Annotated in this window: 16 protein-coding genes; 14 read left to right on the forward strand and 2 right to left on the reverse strand. The window is 57.6% G+C overall.

The features are described 5' to 3' along the window. The first annotated feature begins 138 nt into the window (after positions 1 to 138). Positions 139 to 1,140, forward strand: coding sequence for an adenosine deaminase (gene add / locus DR88_RS13285; RefSeq protein WP_004151209.1), 1,002 nt, complete (start codon positions 139 to 141; stop codon positions 1,138 to 1,140). A gap of 35 nt (positions 1,141 to 1,175) precedes the next feature. Here the strand turns inward: add and DR88_RS13280 are convergent, their stop codons facing one another. Next, positions 1,176 to 2,216, reverse strand: coding sequence for an oxidoreductase (locus tag DR88_RS13280; protein ID WP_004148580.1), 1,041 nt, complete (start codon positions 2,214 to 2,216; stop codon positions 1,176 to 1,178). Positions 2,217 to 2,406: 190 nt separating this feature from the next. Here DR88_RS13280 and blr point away from each other — a divergent pair, with 190 nt between their 5' ends. The 13 genes from blr to gstA all read left to right on the forward strand — a co-directional run bounded on the left by blr (position 2,407) and on the right by gstA (position 14,013). Next, the gene (gene blr / locus DR88_RS28145) at positions 2,407 to 2,544 is read left to right on the forward strand and encodes a division septum protein Blr (protein ID WP_004898594.1); all 138 of its coding nucleotides are present in this window, start codon (positions 2,407 to 2,409) and stop codon (positions 2,542 to 2,544) included. 115 nt (positions 2,545 to 2,659) lie between these two features. Further along, entirely contained in the window at positions 2,660 to 4,030 is a 1,371-nt protein-coding gene (locus DR88_RS13275) for a GH1 family beta-glucosidase (protein WP_032443893.1), read from the forward strand. A gap of 216 nt (positions 4,031 to 4,246) precedes the next feature. Next, positions 4,247 to 4,462, forward strand: coding sequence for a transcription modulator YdgT (gene ydgT, locus DR88_RS13270; RefSeq protein ID WP_002907652.1), 216 nt, complete (start codon positions 4,247 to 4,249; stop codon positions 4,460 to 4,462). Between the two features lie 75 nt (positions 4,463 to 4,537). Continuing rightward, positions 4,538 to 4,978, forward strand: coding sequence for a DUF2569 domain-containing protein (locus tag DR88_RS13265; protein WP_002907654.1), 441 nt, complete (start codon positions 4,538 to 4,540; stop codon positions 4,976 to 4,978). A gap of 78 nt (positions 4,979 to 5,056) precedes the next feature. Next, entirely contained in the window at positions 5,057 to 5,638 is a 582-nt protein-coding gene (gene rsxA, locus DR88_RS13260; protein WP_002907658.1) for an electron transport complex subunit RsxA, read from the forward strand. Further along, complete coding sequence (rsxB, locus tag DR88_RS13255; RefSeq protein ID WP_004143816.1) at positions 5,638 to 6,216, forward strand: electron transport complex subunit RsxB; 579 nt, start codon at positions 5,638 to 5,640, stop codon at positions 6,214 to 6,216. The genes rsxA and rsxB overlap by 1 nt, the downstream gene beginning before the upstream one ends. After that, positions 6,209 to 8,164 (forward strand): electron transport complex subunit RsxC, encoded by a 1,956-nt coding sequence (rsxC, locus tag DR88_RS13250; RefSeq protein ID WP_032443894.1) that lies wholly within the window; start codon positions 6,209 to 6,211, stop codon positions 8,162 to 8,164. Before rsxB ends, rsxC begins: the two co-directional genes overlap by 8 nt. Then, positions 8,165 to 9,217 carry an electron transport complex subunit RsxD gene (gene rsxD, locus DR88_RS13245; RefSeq protein WP_002907730.1) on the forward strand — a complete coding sequence of 351 codons (1,053 nt, stop codon included), beginning with the start codon at positions 8,165 to 8,167 and terminating at the stop codon, positions 9,215 to 9,217. Positions 9,218 to 9,227: 10 nt separating this feature from the next. Further along, complete coding sequence (gene rsxG / locus DR88_RS13240) at positions 9,228 to 9,848, forward strand: electron transport complex subunit RsxG (RefSeq protein WP_002907731.1); 621 nt, start codon at positions 9,228 to 9,230, stop codon at positions 9,846 to 9,848. A gap of 2 nt (positions 9,849 to 9,850) precedes the next feature. Next, a complete protein-coding gene (locus DR88_RS13235; protein WP_002907733.1) occupies positions 9,851 to 10,549 on the forward strand; it encodes an electron transport complex subunit E in 699 nt (232 codons plus the stop codon). Between the two features lies 1 nt (position 10,550). Further along, positions 10,551 to 11,186 carry an endonuclease III gene (gene nth, locus DR88_RS13230; RefSeq protein WP_002907734.1) on the forward strand — a complete coding sequence of 212 codons (636 nt, stop codon included), beginning with the start codon at positions 10,551 to 10,553 and terminating at the stop codon, positions 11,184 to 11,186. 606 nt (positions 11,187 to 11,792) lie between these two features. Beyond that, positions 11,793 to 13,298, forward strand: a complete 1,506-nt coding sequence (gene dtpA, locus DR88_RS13220) for a dipeptide/tripeptide permease DtpA (RefSeq protein ID WP_004151206.1) — start codon at positions 11,793 to 11,795, stop codon at positions 13,296 to 13,298. Positions 13,299 to 13,407: 109 nt separating this feature from the next. Further along, a complete protein-coding gene (gene gstA, locus DR88_RS13215) occupies positions 13,408 to 14,013 on the forward strand; it encodes a glutathione transferase GstA (protein WP_025861976.1) in 606 nt (201 codons plus the stop codon). A gap of 42 nt (positions 14,014 to 14,055) precedes the next feature. On the opposite strand, the gene pdxY is transcribed toward gstA, so the two are convergent. Beyond that, positions 14,056 to 14,916 (reverse strand): pyridoxal kinase PdxY, encoded by an 861-nt coding sequence (gene pdxY / locus DR88_RS13210; RefSeq protein ID WP_025861977.1) that lies wholly within the window; start codon positions 14,914 to 14,916, stop codon positions 14,056 to 14,058. Between the last annotated feature and the right edge of the window lie 54 nt (positions 14,917 to 14,970).

Here is a 14,970-nt window from a genome sequence, read left to right on the forward strand (position 1 = left end):
AAGGGGCCAGTCAAAAAGACCGTAACACTGACCTGATTGCTGCCAGCTATTTGTATCGCATACATTTTTTCAATGCTTTTAAACAGTTATGTTCATGTTGTATAATGACGTGCACTTTAACTAAAAAAGAGTGCGACCATGATTGATTCCTCATTGCCATTAACCGACATTCATCGTCATCTTGACGGTAACATCCGGGCCCAAACCATCCTCGATCTTGGCCGCGAATTTAATATCGCTCTTCCCGCAACCACCCTCGACACGCTGCGTCCGCACGTCCAGGTCACCAGCCTTGAGCCCGATCTGGTTAGTTTCCTCGCCAAGCTCGACTGGGGGGTAAAGGTCCTGGCCTCGCTGGAAGCCTGTCGCCGCGTGGCGTATGAGAACGTCGAAGACGCGGCGCGAAATGGCCTGCACTACGTTGAGCTGCGCTTCTCTCCCCGCTATATGGCGATGACCCACCGGCTGCCGGTCGACGGCGTGGTAGAGGCGGTAATTGCCGGGGTTCAAGAGGGATGCCGCGATTTCCAGGTCGACGCCCGGCTGATCGGTATTCTGAGCCGCACCTTCGGCGAAGCCGCCTGTCAGGAAGAGCTGGCGGCGCTGCTCGCCCACCGCGAGGGCATCACTGCCCTCGACCTCGCAGGCGATGAGCTCGGCTTCCCGGGTACGCTGTTCCGCAACCATTTTAACCAGGCCCGCGACGCCGGGTGGCATATCACCGTCCACGCGGGCGAAGCGGCCGGCCCGGAAAGTATCTGGCAGGCCATTCGTGAGCTGGGCGCGGAGCGCATCGGCCATGGGGTTAAAGCGGTAGAGGATCCAGCCCTGATGGACTACCTGGCCGAGCACCGCATCGGGATTGAATCCTGCCTGACCTCGAACGTGCAAACCAGCACCGTGGCCTCCCTGGCCCAGCATCCGCTGAAGCAGTTCCTTGAGCACGGCGTGCTGGCGAGCCTCAACACTGACGATCCGGCGGTCCAGGGTGTGGACATCATTCACGAGTATACCGTGGCGGCGCCGGCGGCAGGGCTGAGCCGGGAGCAGATCCGTCAGGCGCAGATCAACGGCCTGACCCTGGCGTTCCTCGGCGAACAGGAAAAAGCCGCCCTCATTCAGCGGGTTGCCAAAGGCTGATAACCGGCCCGGCAGCCGTGCTGCCGGGCTCCTCCTCAGACCAGGCTGAGCGTGGCGCGATGTCTGGCCGACTCGATACCCAACTCAATCAGGGTCATTATCTGAATCGCCTCGCTGGCCGGGACCGGGTTTTCCCCTACGCCGTTAAGCGCGTCGCGGATAGCGGCATAGTAAGCGGGATAATTACCCGGTAGCGTCAGCCATTTCTCCTGACTACGTTCATCCCCTTCCGCGCGGGTCAGGGTACCGTCGCGCATATCATATCCCCAGTCCTCCTGCGGCAGCCGTTCACCGTTTTTTAGCCGCTCCTCCTGCGGGTCAAGGCCGTACTTAATATAGCTGGCCCGCGAGCCGTGAACGATAAAGCGCGCGCTCTCCGCGGCGGCGAGTAACGTACCATGCAGTACTACCCGCCGCTGCGGATAGGCCAGCACGGCGTGAAAATAGTCGGTGGATTGCGCGCCGGGCCGAAGCTGCGCGAGGTCCACCGTGATGCTTACCGGCAGGCCAAACAGCACCACGACCTGGTCGAGCAGATGCGGCGCGAGGTCATACCATATGCCGCTGCCAGGACCTGCCTGCTCACGCCAGCGCTGGCGCACCTGTGGTCGGAAGCGATCGAAATGCGACTCGAAGTAACACACCTCCCCCAGCTGACCTTCGTTGATCAACGCGCTGACCGTTAAGAAATCGCTGTCCCAGCGCCGGTTATGAAACACCGAAAGTATCCGACCGCAGTGCTTCGCCAGGCTTTCCAGCTCGCGAGCTTGTGACAGTGTCACGGTAAAGGGTTTATCCACCACAACATGCTTTCCCGCCTCCAGCGCCGCTTTCGCCAGCGGAAAGTGGGTGTCGTTCGGGGTGGCGATGACCATCAGATCGATATCCGGGTCGTCCAGCAGATCCCCCGGCGCACTCATTACCTTCACGCCAGGCCAATCGGCATGGACCTTATCGGCGTCGCTGCTGGCGACCGCCTTCAGCGCCATACCCGGCGTGCCGCCGATCAACGGCGCATGAAACGTTTTGCTGGCGTAACCGAACCCCACCAGCCCCACCCGGATCGCATCGCTCATCTTACCGCCTCGCTTATGCAACTGATATCAACACCAGGTTAATGAGAATAATTTTAAAAACCGTGAGCAAAACTTATCATTCCTTACTTTGCGACTTACATGCAAGTGTGAGAAATCAGACAGATACCCCTTGTGATCTGCTGACCATCGAGTAACATTTCACGCTGTGTTCAAAGGATATTGAAGTGTTATGACAACTGTTTTTACCCGTATTGTAGAACTTATTGGCTGGGTTGTTTTTGGTATTTCGGCACTGCTTTTGGTTATCGCACACCATATAGATAACTATCAGTCCCCACCGCCAGCGGATGTGGTGCACACGAAGTAGCTCCGCGTTAAAACAGTGACCCGCCTCGCAACTGTGCAACCGGTTTCAGAAACCGGTTGCACGTATGCTCGCGCTTTTATTACACTCCCTTTATCATCAGACAGGGAGCTTTTTCATGGCCGCTTTTCCGCACAATTTCTTATGGGGTGCCGCTACCGCAGCGTATCAGGTTGAGGGAGGACACGACGCCGACGGTAAAGGACCGTCAATCTGGGATATCTACTCTCATCTGCCGGGTACCACCTTTGAAGGCACCACCGGCGATATTGCCGTCGACCACTATCACCGTTTTCGCGAAGACGTGGCGTTAATGGCCGAAATGGGCCTGCAAAGCTATCGATTCTCCATCTCCTGGCCCCGCCTGCTGCCCGCCGGGCGCGGTAAGGTGAATGAAGCGGGAGTCCAGTTTTACAGCGATCTGATCGACGAACTGCTGGCGCACAATATTGAGCCGATGATCACCCTCTATCACTGGGATCTGCCGCAGGCCCTGCAGGATGAGGGCGGCTGGGAAGCGCGCACTACCGCCGAGGCCTTCGCCGAGTACGCCCGCCTGTGCTATGCGCGCTTTGGTTCACGGGTGAAGCTGTGGGCTACCTTCAACGAAACCATTGTCTTCATTGGGCACGGCTACATTAACGGCCTCCATCCCCCGGCGGTCCGCGATCCGGCGCGTGCTATTCAGGCCTGCCACCACGTATTTATCGCCCATGCGCTGGCGGTGAAGGCCTTTCGCGAGATGGCTGTGGCCGGCGAGATTGGCTTCGTCAACGTACTGCAACCGCATACCCCGCTCACCGACAGCGAGGCGGACATTAAGGCCACCGAACTGGCTGACGCCATCCATACTCACTGGCTGTACGATCCGGTGCTGAAATGCACCTATCCTGCCGACCTGCTGGCGCAGACCCAGGCGCTGTGGGGGGTACCTCGCTTTGCTCCAGGCGACGACGCGCTGCTCCGTGACAACCGCTGCGACTTTATCGGTCTGAATTACTATCGCCGGGAAACGGTATCTGCCCAGCCGCCTGAGATCGCTACCGGCGGTGAGCCTGGCGTGGAGGGATTATTCTATTTCGTGCGTAATCCCCAGAGTACATATACCGAATGGGGCTGGGAAATCTGGCCGCAGGGGCTAACTGACGGCATTATGATGATTAAGGCGCGCTATGGCGATATTCCGATATATATCACCGAGAATGGCCTCGGCGCGAAGGACCCGATTATTGACGGGGAAGTGGTCGACGACCCGCGGATTGATTATCTCAGCAGCCATATTGGCGCCCTCGAAAAAGCGCTGGCGCTGGGGGCAGATGTGCGCGGCTATTACCCCTGGTCATTTATCGATCTGCTGAGCTGGCTCAACGGCTATCAAAAGCAATATGGTTTTGTCTATGTCGATCACCAGCAAAATCTGGCGCGGAAACGAAAGAAGAGTTTTTATTGGTACAAATCTGTTATTGCCAGTCACGGCGAACAGCGTTAATCTTCTCTTGCGGGCGCCATTCGGCGCCCGGTCTGATTTTAGAATATTCTTAAACTTCTCCCTGCTCTTCAAGGCTGGCTTTGCCCCTTGTCATGGGTTTATATAACCTGATTCATTCCACGCGGCCCCAGCAGAAGGCGCCGTTGGTTGAGAGTAGGTTTAGTGAATGCTGATAATATTCAACGCAATAATTCCGATTATAAAATGGATACGAAAATGACCGTGCTGGACTACTTATTAAAATTTCGCAAAATCAGTTCGCTGGAAAGCCTTGAAAAACTATTTGATCACCTTAACTACTCCCTGACTGACACCCAGGAGATCGTGAATATGTATCGCGCCGCCGATCATCGTCGCGCAGAGCTGGTCTCCGGTGGTAAATTGTTCGATGTGGGCCAGGTTCCTAAATCCGTTTGGCGATTCGTGCAGTAAGGCTGTCATCCTTCACGCCAGTTGCTTATACTTCCCGGCCTGATTTTATTCACTGGCGTTGAATAGGGGAGAAACATGACGTCTCAATCTGCAGAGCGCATCGGCGGATGGCTGCTGGCTCCGCTGGCCTGGTTGCTGGTGGCGCTGCTGAGCGCCTCGTTATCGCTGCTGTTTTTTGCCAATGCGCTGATGTCGCCGCAGACCTATACACTACTGCGCGCCATGAGCGCGGGCCATATGGCGCTGTGGGTCGCCTCGCTGCTGTTTGCCCTCGCCATGTGGTATTACACGCTCTGGCTGACTATCGCCTTTTTCAAGCGGCGCTCGGTGGTGCCGAAACACTACATTATCTGGCTGCTCATCACCCTGCTGCTGGCGATAAAGGCTTTTGCCTTCTCGCCGGTCTCGGATGTGCTTGCCCTGCGTCAGCTGCTGTTTCCGCTGCTGGCCGCTGCGCTGCTGGCGCCCTATTTTCGCCGTTCGCAGCGGGTAAAACGGACTTTTGTTAATCCGTAATACCCCCACACTTAACCTGTTGTCGCTGGTATCGTTTTATTCGATAATAAGCGGCTTTTTTTCGTTTCAGGTCGCATGATGGCTGATTATTTACTGCTCTTTATTGGTACAGTCCTGGTCAATAACTTCGTTCTGGTGAAGTTTCTTGGTCTGTGCCCGTTTATGGGGGTTTCCAAAAAGCTGGAAACCGCAATGGGGATGGGGCTCGCTACCACCTTCGTGATGACCCTGGCCTCTATTTGCGCCTGGCTGATTGATACCTGGATCCTTATCCCGCTAAATTTGGTTTATTTGCGTACCCTGGCCTTTATTCTGGTTATCGCCGTGGTGGTTCAGTTTACTGAGATGGTGGTGCGTAAAACCAGCCCGGCGCTCTATCGCCTGCTGGGGATCTTTCTACCGCTGATCACCACCAACTGTGCCGTACTCGGGGTAGCGCTGCTGAATATTAATCTGGGCCACAATTTCCTGCAGTCGGCGCTGTACGGCTTTGCCGCCGCCGTCGGCTTCTCGCTGGTAATGGTGCTGTTCGCGGCGATCCGTGAACGCCTGGTGGTGGCCGATGTCCCCGCGCCGTTTCGCGGTAATGCCATCGCGCTGATTACCGCCGGTTTAATGTCTCTGGCCTTCATGGGCTTTAGTGGTTTGGTGAAGTTGTAATGAGCGCAGTCTGGATAGCCGTGATCGCCATCAGCCTGTTAGGGCTGATTTTCGGCTTAATACTGGGATACGCCTCGCGTCGTTTCGCTGTGCAGGACGACCCGGTGGTGGAAAAAATTGATGAGCTATTGCCGCAGAGCCAGTGTGGGCAGTGCGGGTACCCTGGGTGTCGCCCCTATGCGGAAGCAGTCGGCGTGCAGGGTGAGAAAATAAACCGCTGCGCGCCGGGTGGCGAAGCGGTGATGTTAAAAATCGCCGCCTTGCTGAACGTCGACCCGCAGCCTGTCGACGGTGACGCACAGGAAGCGGAGCCGGCCCGCATGCTCGCGGTAATTGACGAGCCGAACTGCATTGGCTGTACCAAGTGTATCCAGGCCTGTCCGGTGGATGCCATCGTTGGGGCGACCCGCGCCATGCATACCGTGATGAGCGACCTGTGCACCGGCTGCAATTTGTGCGTCGCCCCCTGCCCGACCCAGTGCATTTCACTCGTTCCGGTGGCCACCACCCCGGAGACCTGGAAATGGGATCTGCATACGATCCCGGTGCGAAATATTCCTGTGGAACAACATGTTTAAGCTATTTTCCGCTTTCCGAAAAGACAAGGTCTGGGATTTCAACGGCGGTATTCACCCGCCTGAAATGAAAACCCAGTCTAACGGCACCCCGCTGCGTCAGGTTTCCCTGCCGCAGCGCTTTGTTATCCCGTTGAAGCAGCACATTGGCGCCGAAGGCGAACTGTGCGTTAAAGTGGGCGACCGGGTGCTGCGCGGCCAGCCGCTGACCCGCGGCTGGGGAAGAATGCTGCCCGTTCACGCCCCGACCTCCGGCACCATTGCCGCCATCGCTCCGCACACTACCGCGCACCCGTCGGCGCTGGCGGAGATGAGCGTGATCATTGACGCCGACGGCGAAGACCGCTGGATCGAGCGCGATGGCTGGAGCGACTATCAGACCCGCACGCGTGAAGCGCTGATCGAGCGTATCCACCAGTTTGGCGTTGCTGGCCTCGGCGGCGCAGGCTTCCCCACCGGCAGTAAACTGCGCGGTGGCGGAGATAAAATTAAAACGCTGATCATTAACGCCGCCGAGTGCGAGCCCTATATCACGGCGGATGACCGCCTGATGCAGGACTGCGCGGCGCAGATTGTCGAGGGTATCCGCATCCTCGCTCATATACTGCAGCCTGAAGAAGTGCTGATCGGCATTGAAGACAATAAGCCGCAGGCCATCTCAATGCTGCGGGCGGTGCTCTGCGACGCCCATGGCATTTCGCTGCGCGTGATCCCCACCAAATATCCCTCCGGTGGCGCCAAGCAGCTCACCCAAATTCTCACCGGCAAACAGGTACCGCACGGCGGTCGTTCATCGGACATTGGCGTGCTGATGCAGAACGTCGGTACGGCTTATGCGGTGAAACGCGCGGTGATTGACGGTGAGCCGTTAACCGAGCGCGTGGTCACCCTCACCGGCGAAGCGGTAACCAGACCGGGCAATGTCTGGGCGCGTCTTGGCACGCCGGTGCGCCATCTATTGAACGATGCCGGCTTCTGCCCCAGCGCCGAGCCAATGGTGATCATGGGCGGCCCGCTGATGGGCTTTACCCTGCCGTGGCTCGACGTCCCGGTGGTGAAGATCACCAACTGTTTGCTGGCGCCTTCCGCCAGCGAGATGGGCGAACCGCAGGAAGAGAAAGGCTGCATTCGCTGCAGCGCCTGTGCTGACGCCTGCCCGGCCGATCTGCTGCCGCAGCAGCTGTACTGGTTCAGCAAAGGTCAGCAGCACGATAAAGCCACTGCCCATAATCTGGCGGACTGCATCGAGTGCGGCGCCTGCGCGTGGGTATGTCCAAGTAATATTCCGCTGGTGCAGTACTTCCGTCAGGAAAAGGCCGAGATCGCGGCGATTCGTCAGGAAGAGCAGCGCGCTGCGGAAGCCAAAGCCCGATTCGAGGCCCGACAGGCGCGCCTGGAGCGTGATAAAGCCGCGCGCGCCGAGCGGCATAAAAAAGCCGCCGTTCAGCCTGCCGCCAAAGATCAGGAGGCGATTAGCGCCGCCCTGGCCCGGGTACGGGATAAACAGCGCGATGCCGCGCAGCCGATCGTGATCCAGGCCGGCGCCAAACCTGACAACAGCGAGGCGATTGCCGCCCGCGAAGCGCGTAAGGCTGAGGCCCGGGCGCGCAAAGCGCAGCAGCAGGCCGCGCCGATGGTAGCCCCGGCCGCCGAACCGGTCGATCCACGCAAGGCGGCGGTGGAAGCCGCTATCGCCCGCGCCAAAGCGCGTAAAGCCGAACAGCAGGCCGCGCCGGTGGAAGCCCCGGCCGCCGAACCGGTCGACCCGCGCAAGGCGGCGGTGGAAGCCGCCATCGCCCGCGCTAAAGCGCGTAAAGCCGAACAGCAGGCCGCACAACAGGATCTCGCGTCAGCCGCAGCCAATGACGACCCGCGCAAAGCGGCCGTCGCCGCGGCTATCGCCCGCGTTCAGGCGCGTAAAGCAACACAGCAGGCAGTTAACGAGGAATAAATGGTTTTCAGAATCGCAAGCTCCCCCTATACCCATAACCAGCGGCAGACCTCGCGTATTATGCTGCTGGTGCTGCTCGCCGCTGTGCCTGGCATTGTGGTCCAGACCTGGTTTTTCGGCTGGGGCACCGTACTGCAGATTGTCCTCGCCGCCCTGACGGCCTGGGCGACCGAAGCCGCTATTCTCAAACTGCGTAAACAGCCTGTTGCTGCCACGCTGAAAGATAATTCCGCCCTGCTCACCGGCCTGCTGCTGGCGGTGAGTATTCCGCCACTGGCCCCGTGGTGGATGGTGGTGCTCGGCACTGCCTTTGCCGTAGTCATTGCCAAGCAGTTGTACGGAGGCCTGGGCCATAACCCCTTCAACCCGGCAATGATCGGCTATGTCGTGCTGCTGATTTCGTTCCCGGTGCAGATGACCTCCTGGCTGCCTTCCTATGAGATAGCCGCCCATATCCCGGCATTCAGCGACGCGCTGCAGATGATCTTCACCGGTCATACCGCCGCCGGAGGCGACATGGCCAGTCTGCGGCTGGGTATCGACGGCGTCAGCCAGGCCACCCCGCTGGATACCTTTAAAACCTCCCTGCATGCCGGACATAGCGTTCAGCAGGTGCTGCAATTGCCGGTCTACGGCGGCGTGCTGGCAGGTCTGGGCTGGCAGTGGGTGAATATCGCCTGGCTGGCAGGCGGCCTTTTCCTGCTGTGGCAGAAGGCGATCCGCTGGCATATCCCGGTCAGCTTCCTTGTTAGCCTCGGCCTGTGCGCCACCCTCGGCTGGATTTTTTCGCCGCAGAGCCTGGCCTCACCGCAGATGCATTTGCTCTCCGGGGCGACCATGCTTGGCGCCTTCTTTATCCTGACCGATCCGGTGACGGCCTCAACAACCAACCGCGGCCGTCTGATCTTTGGCGCCCTCGCTGGCCTGCTGGTCTGGCTCATCCGCAGCTTCGGTGGTTATCCGGACGGCGTGGCGTTTGCCGTTCTGCTGGCGAATATTACCGTGCCGCTGATCGATTACTACACGCGCCCGCGCGTATATGGCCACCGTTGAGAGAGCAATGATGTTAAAAACGATGCGTAAACACGGCGTCACGCTGGCGCTGTTTGCCGCCGGTTCCACCGGGCTGACGGCGGCGATCAATGAGCTGACCAAAAGCACCATCGACCAGCAGGCGGCCCTGCAGCAAAAGGCGTTATTCGACCAGGTTTTACCTGCCGACCGCTATAATAACGATCTGCTTAAGAGTTGCTATCTGGTCAGCGCCCCGGCGCTGGGCAAAGGCCAGCATAAAGTGTGGATCGCCAAAAATAACGATCGACCGATCGGCGCGGTGATGGAAGCCACCGCGCCGGACGGCTACTCCGGAGCAATACAGCTGCTGGTTGCCGCCGATTTTAGCGGCACGGTCCTCGGCACCCGCGTAACTGAGCATCATGAAACGCCGGGCCTGGGTGATAAAATCGAACTTCGCCTGTCGGACTGGATTACCCATTTTGCCGGGAAAGTCATCCACGGCCAGGGCGATAGCCACTGGGCGGTCAAAAAGGATGGCGGCGATTTTGACCAGTTCACCGGCGCCACCATCACCCCCCGGGCGGTGGTCAATGCCGTTAAGCGCGCAGGCTTATATGCACAAACGCTGCCTGCGCAACTTCCTGAATTCACCGCCTGTGGAGAATAACCATGAGCGAAGTTAAAGACGTCATCGTCCAGGGCCTGTGGAAAAATAACTCCGCCCTGGTTCAGCTGTTAGGTATGTGTCCTCTGCTGGCGGTCACCTCGACCGCCACCAACGCCCTCGGGCTGGGTTTGGCCACCACCCTGGTGTTAACCCTGACCAACCTGACCATCTCCAGCCTGCGCCGCTGGACGCCGGCGGAGATCCGGATCCCCATCTACGTAATGATTATCGCCTCGGTGGTGAGCGTCGTGCAGATGCTGATCAACGCCTATGCCTTCGGCCTCTATCAGTCGCTGGGGATTTTCATCCCGCTTATCGTGACCAACTGCATCGTGGTCGGCCGCGCCGAAGCCTTTGCCGCCAAAAAAGGGCCGGCGCTGTCGGCGCTGGACGGTTTCTCGATCGGCATGGGCGCTACCTGCGCGATGTTTGTGCTGGGCTCCCTGCGCGAGATCCTTGGCAACGGCACCCTGTTTGACGGCGCCGACAGTCTGCTTGGCAGCTGGGCGAAGGTTCTGCGCATCGAGGTTTTCCACACCGACACCCCTTTCCTGCTGGCTATGCTGCCGCCAGGCGCCTTTATTGGCCTCGGCATGATGCTGGCGATTAAATACCTTATCGATGAACGTAGCAAACAGCGGAAGGCGCAAGCGGCCCGGGCCGTCTCTGTCGCCCCGTCCGACGTGACAGGGAAAGCATAATATGAACAAAGCCAAACGCCTGGCGATCCTTACCAGGCTGCGGGAAAACGATCCCCACCCCACCACCGAACTGCATTTCAGTTCGCCATTCGAGCTGCTGATTGCCGTCCTGCTTTCTGCGCAGGCCACCGACGTAAGCGTCAACAAAGCGACAGCCAAACTCTATCCGGTGGCCAATACGCCCGCAGCGATGCTGGCCCTGGGGGTGGATGGGGTGAAATCGTATATCAAGACTATCGGCCTGTTTAACAGCAAAGCGGAAAACGTCATCAAAACCTGCCGCATCCTGTTGGAGCAGCACAATGGTGAGGTGCCGGAAGACAGAGCGGCGCTGGAGGCGCTGCCCGGCGTGGGCCGTAAAACCGCCAACGTGGTGCTGAATACCGCCTTTGGCTGGCCGACCATCGCCGTGGACACGCACATCTTCCGCGTCTGCAATCGGACGCAGTTCGCCCCGGGCAAGAATGTTGAACAGGTGGAAGAGAAGCTTCTGAAGGTGGTCCCCGCCGAGTTTAAGGTCGACTGTCATCACTGGCTGATCCTGCATGGGCGTTATACCTGTATTGCCCGCAAGCCGCGCTGCGGCTCCTGCCTGATTGAAGATCTTTGCGAATACAAAGATAAAGTCTACGCCTGACTGTCTCGTCTCTATTGCGGTCATAGCTTAACTCTGGGTTATGGCCCGCATTCATCTATTTCACCGGCCATTAACACCACATAATCATCATGATTATGGATGATTATCCGGTTATATAACAAACAACTAGTTCATTCATTTTTTATCAGCGCAAAATTTCTATGCATTTGTGATCCAGATCATGCTCGCAACTTTATGTTGATTGAATGTTACTGGAATGAAAATAAATGTCAGGCAATACAACGGATGAGTAAAGATCGTCAGGATAATGACCCATGATTTTTTAAGATAATGGACCATATCACTATGCTTACGCCAGATCAGTAGAATATATCGCCTTTTCCCGGAAAACCGGCGAACCCAAAAGATAAAAATACCAACGATATCGAAACGGTAAAATTTAACGCTGTATAACATTCATATGTCCGGAGCATTATACCACCCTGATTATGTGTAACAGATTATTACAAAAGCCTTGCCTGATGCGCCAGGATAGTGAACATTACTTGCCGTTTTCCCTCCAAGAATAACTATAAAGGCGGCGGTCCAACGAGATTGCGCCCCGAACACCCCCAGTAAATATGGGATGTAAAAAAAGAGGTATATGTGTCTACTGCAAACAATAAACCAGCAGAAAGCGTGAGTCTGAACGCTTTCAAACAACCACGCGCGTTCTATCTCATTTTCTCGATCGAGTTGTGGGAGCGTTTTGGTTACTACGGCCTGCAAGGGATCATGGCCGTTTACCTGGTAAAACAGCTGGGTATGTCGGAAGCGGATTCCATTACTCTGTTCTCCTCCTTTAGCGCGCTGGTTTATGGCCTCGTCGCCATTGGCGGCTGGCTGGGTGATAAAGTGCTGGGTACCAAGCGTGTCATCATGCTGGGCGCTATCGTGCTGGCGATTGGCTATGCGCTGGTGGCCTGGTCCGGCCATGACGCCGCTATCGTCTATATGGGTATGGCGACCATCGCCGTCGGTAACGGCTTGTTTAAAGCCAACCCGTCCTCCCTGCTTTCTACCTGCTATGACAAAAACGACCCACGTCTGGACGGTGCATTTACCATGTACTACATGTCCATCAACATCGGTTCGTTCTTCTCTATGCTGGCAACCCCGTGGCTGGCCGCACGTTTTGGCTGGAGCGTAGCGTTTGCCCTCAGCGTGGTGGGGATGGTGATCACCATTATTAACTTCGCCTTCTGTCAGAAATGGGTTAAACAGTACGGCTCTAAACCGGACTTTGCCCCGGTACACATGGGTAAACTGCTGGCGACGATCGCTGGCGTGGTGGTGCTGGTCGCTATCGCCACCTGGCTGCTGCATAACCAGGGTATCGCACGTATGGTGCTGGGCGTCGTCGCACTGGGTATCGTCGTGATTTTCGCCAAAGAAACCATAGGCCTGAAAGGCGCTCCGCGTCGTAAAATGATCGTCGCTTTCCTGCTGATGGTAGAAGCGATTGTCTTCTTCGTGTTGTACAGCCAGATGCCGACCTCGCTGAACTTCTTCGCCATCCGTAACGTGGAGCACTCGATCCTCGGTCTCGCCTTTGAACCGGAACAGTATCAGGCGCTGAACCCGTTCTGGATCATGATTGGTAGCCCGATTCTGGCCGCCATCTACAACAAGATGGGCGACCGCCTGCCGATGCCGCACAAATTTGCTATCGGTATGGTACTGTGCTCTGGCGCATTCCTCGTCCTGCCTTTAGGGGCGAAGTTCGCCAGCGACGCCGGTATCGTCTCGGTCAACTGGCTGATTCTGAGCTACGCGCTACAGTCTATCGGTGAACTGATGATTTCCGGCCTCGGCCTGGCGATGGTCGCTCAGCTGGTTCCTCAGCGTCTGATGGGCTTCATCATGGGCAGCTGGTTCCTCACCACGGCAGGCGCGGCGATCATCGCCGGGAAAATCGCTAACCTGATGGCAGTCCCGGAGAATGTCACCGATCCGCTGGTGTCGCTGGAAGTGTACGGTCACGTATTCCTGCAGATTGGTATCGTCACCGCGGTTATCGCCGCCCTGATGCTGCTGACCGCGCCGAAACTGAATCGTATGACTCAGGACGACAGCGCGGACATTAAAGCACGCGAAACCGCGGCTGCCTGACGCCGCAGGGAAAACTAATTATTTTTAAGCCGCTAACGTTAGTTTAGCGGCTTTTTTTTACCCCTGGCAGGACTAACATACAGAAAACTGCAGCCACGAGGAGTCACGCATGAAACTGTTCTACAAACCCGGCGCCTGTTCCCTTGCCTCGCATATTGCCCTGCGCGAAAGCGGTCTGGATTTTACCCTGCAGAGCGTGGATCTGGCCCAAAAACGGCTGGAAAACGGGGAAGACTATCTGCTGATCAACCCGAAAGGTCAGGTGCCGGCGCTGCTGCTGGATGATGATATCCTGCTCACTGAGGGCGTAGCCATCATGCAGTACATCGCAGACCAGGTGCCGGATCGTCATCTGCTGGCGCCGGTGGGCTCGATTGCGCGCTATCAGACTCTCGAATGGCTGAACTATGTGGCCACCGAGCTGCATAAAAGCTTTACCCCGCTGTTCCGCCCGGATACCCCGGAGGACTATAAGCCTGTCGCGCGGGGGCTGCTTGAGAAAAAGCTGCAATACGTTGATGCAGCGCTGGCAGACAAACAGTGGCTGACCGGCCATCGCTTCACCATTGCCGATGGTTATCTGTTTACGGTGCTGCGCTGGGCCTATGCTATAAAACTGGATATGGCTGCCTATGGTCGTATCGGCAGCTGGATGACGCAGGTGGCAGCGCGTCCGGCGGTGGCGGCCGCACTGGCGGCTGAAGGCTTAAAATAAGGCCTGAACCTGCCCGGCGGACCGTCGGGCAGGCCCTGGGAGTTACAGCCGGGTGGCGCTGAAGCAGTGCTCCGGTACGGCGATGCGATCCTGCGCCGCTACTACCTGCAGTTCGTATTCCTGCATATTTTTGGTGGCGAGCATAATCTCGTACACCGCGGCGGTGACGTGTTCCAGCGCATCGCGCAGACTTGCCCCCTGCAGCAATTTAACCAACAGCAGACCGCTGGTCACATCGCCGACCCCCACCGGCTGACGCAGGCCGAAATCCACCAGCGGCCGACTAATATGCCAGGCTTCTTCGGCCGTCACCAGCAGCATCTCAAAACGATCCATACTCAGACCCGCACGGGCAAGATGCTTAACTAATACCACTTCCGGCCCCTGGGCAATCAGCTCCCGCGCGGCGGCCACTGCCTCGCTGACGCTGGCGACCGGATGACCGCACAGGATCTCCAGCTCAACCAGATTCGGCGCAATAATATCGCTGGTCGGCAGCGCATAGCGCACGTGGAACTCCGCCACGCCCGGCGCGACGATGCAGCCCTTCTCCGGGTGACCCATCACCGGATCGCAAAAATATTTCGCCGCCGGATTGGCCGCCTTAACCTGACGCACGATACCGAGGATATGCTCTCCCTGCTCAGCGGAGCCAAGATAGCCGCTCAGTACCGCATCGCAGGTCTGCAGCTTGTCGATATCGGCAATGCCCTGAACGATCTCCGTCAAATGCGAAGGCGGCATGACGCAGCCGGTCCATTTGCCGTACTGCGTATGGTTAGAGAACTGTACGGTATTCAGGGGCCAGACATTGGCGCCCAGACGGCGCATCGGAAATTCGGCGGCACTGTTGCCGGCATGGCCAAACACAACGTGAGACTGAATGGCGAGGATGTTCTTCATTTTCTTACCACAACCCTAAAAAGAAAAAGGGCGTGGTTTCCCACGCCCTGGCAG

This window comes from Klebsiella pneumoniae (genome assembly GCF_000742135.1).
Classification (GTDB): domain Bacteria; phylum Pseudomonadota; class Gammaproteobacteria; order Enterobacterales; family Enterobacteriaceae; genus Klebsiella; species Klebsiella pneumoniae.

Coding starts and splice junctions, on each gene's coding strand:
- add (WP_004151209.1), top strand. CDS start 139: ATGATTGATTCCTCATTGCCATTAACCGACATTCATCGTCATCTTGAC.
- DR88_RS13280 (WP_004148580.1), bottom strand. CDS start 2,216: ATGAGCGATGCGATCCGGGTGGGGCTGGTGGGGTTCGGTTACGCCAGC.
- blr (WP_004898594.1), top strand. CDS start 2,407: ATGACAACTGTTTTTACCCGTATTGTAGAACTTATTGGCTGGGTTGTT.
- DR88_RS13275 (WP_032443893.1), top strand. CDS start 2,660: ATGGCCGCTTTTCCGCACAATTTCTTATGGGGTGCCGCTACCGCAGCG.
- ydgT (WP_002907652.1), top strand. CDS start 4,247: ATGACCGTGCTGGACTACTTATTAAAATTTCGCAAAATCAGTTCGCTG.
- DR88_RS13265 (WP_002907654.1), top strand. CDS start 4,538: ATGACGTCTCAATCTGCAGAGCGCATCGGCGGATGGCTGCTGGCTCCG.
- rsxA (WP_002907658.1), top strand. CDS start 5,057: ATGGCTGATTATTTACTGCTCTTTATTGGTACAGTCCTGGTCAATAAC.
- rsxB (WP_004143816.1), top strand. CDS start 5,638: ATGAGCGCAGTCTGGATAGCCGTGATCGCCATCAGCCTGTTAGGGCTG.
- rsxC (WP_032443894.1), top strand. CDS start 6,209: ATGTTTAAGCTATTTTCCGCTTTCCGAAAAGACAAGGTCTGGGATTTC.
- rsxD (WP_002907730.1), top strand. CDS start 8,165: ATGGTTTTCAGAATCGCAAGCTCCCCCTATACCCATAACCAGCGGCAG.
- rsxG (WP_002907731.1), top strand. CDS start 9,228: ATGTTAAAAACGATGCGTAAACACGGCGTCACGCTGGCGCTGTTTGCC.
- DR88_RS13235 (WP_002907733.1), top strand. CDS start 9,851: ATGAGCGAAGTTAAAGACGTCATCGTCCAGGGCCTGTGGAAAAATAAC.
- nth (WP_002907734.1), top strand. CDS start 10,551: ATGAACAAAGCCAAACGCCTGGCGATCCTTACCAGGCTGCGGGAAAAC.
- gstA (WP_025861976.1), top strand. CDS start 13,408: ATGAAACTGTTCTACAAACCCGGCGCCTGTTCCCTTGCCTCGCATATT.
- pdxY (WP_025861977.1), bottom strand. CDS start 14,916: ATGAAGAACATCCTCGCCATTCAGTCTCACGTTGTGTTTGGCCATGCC.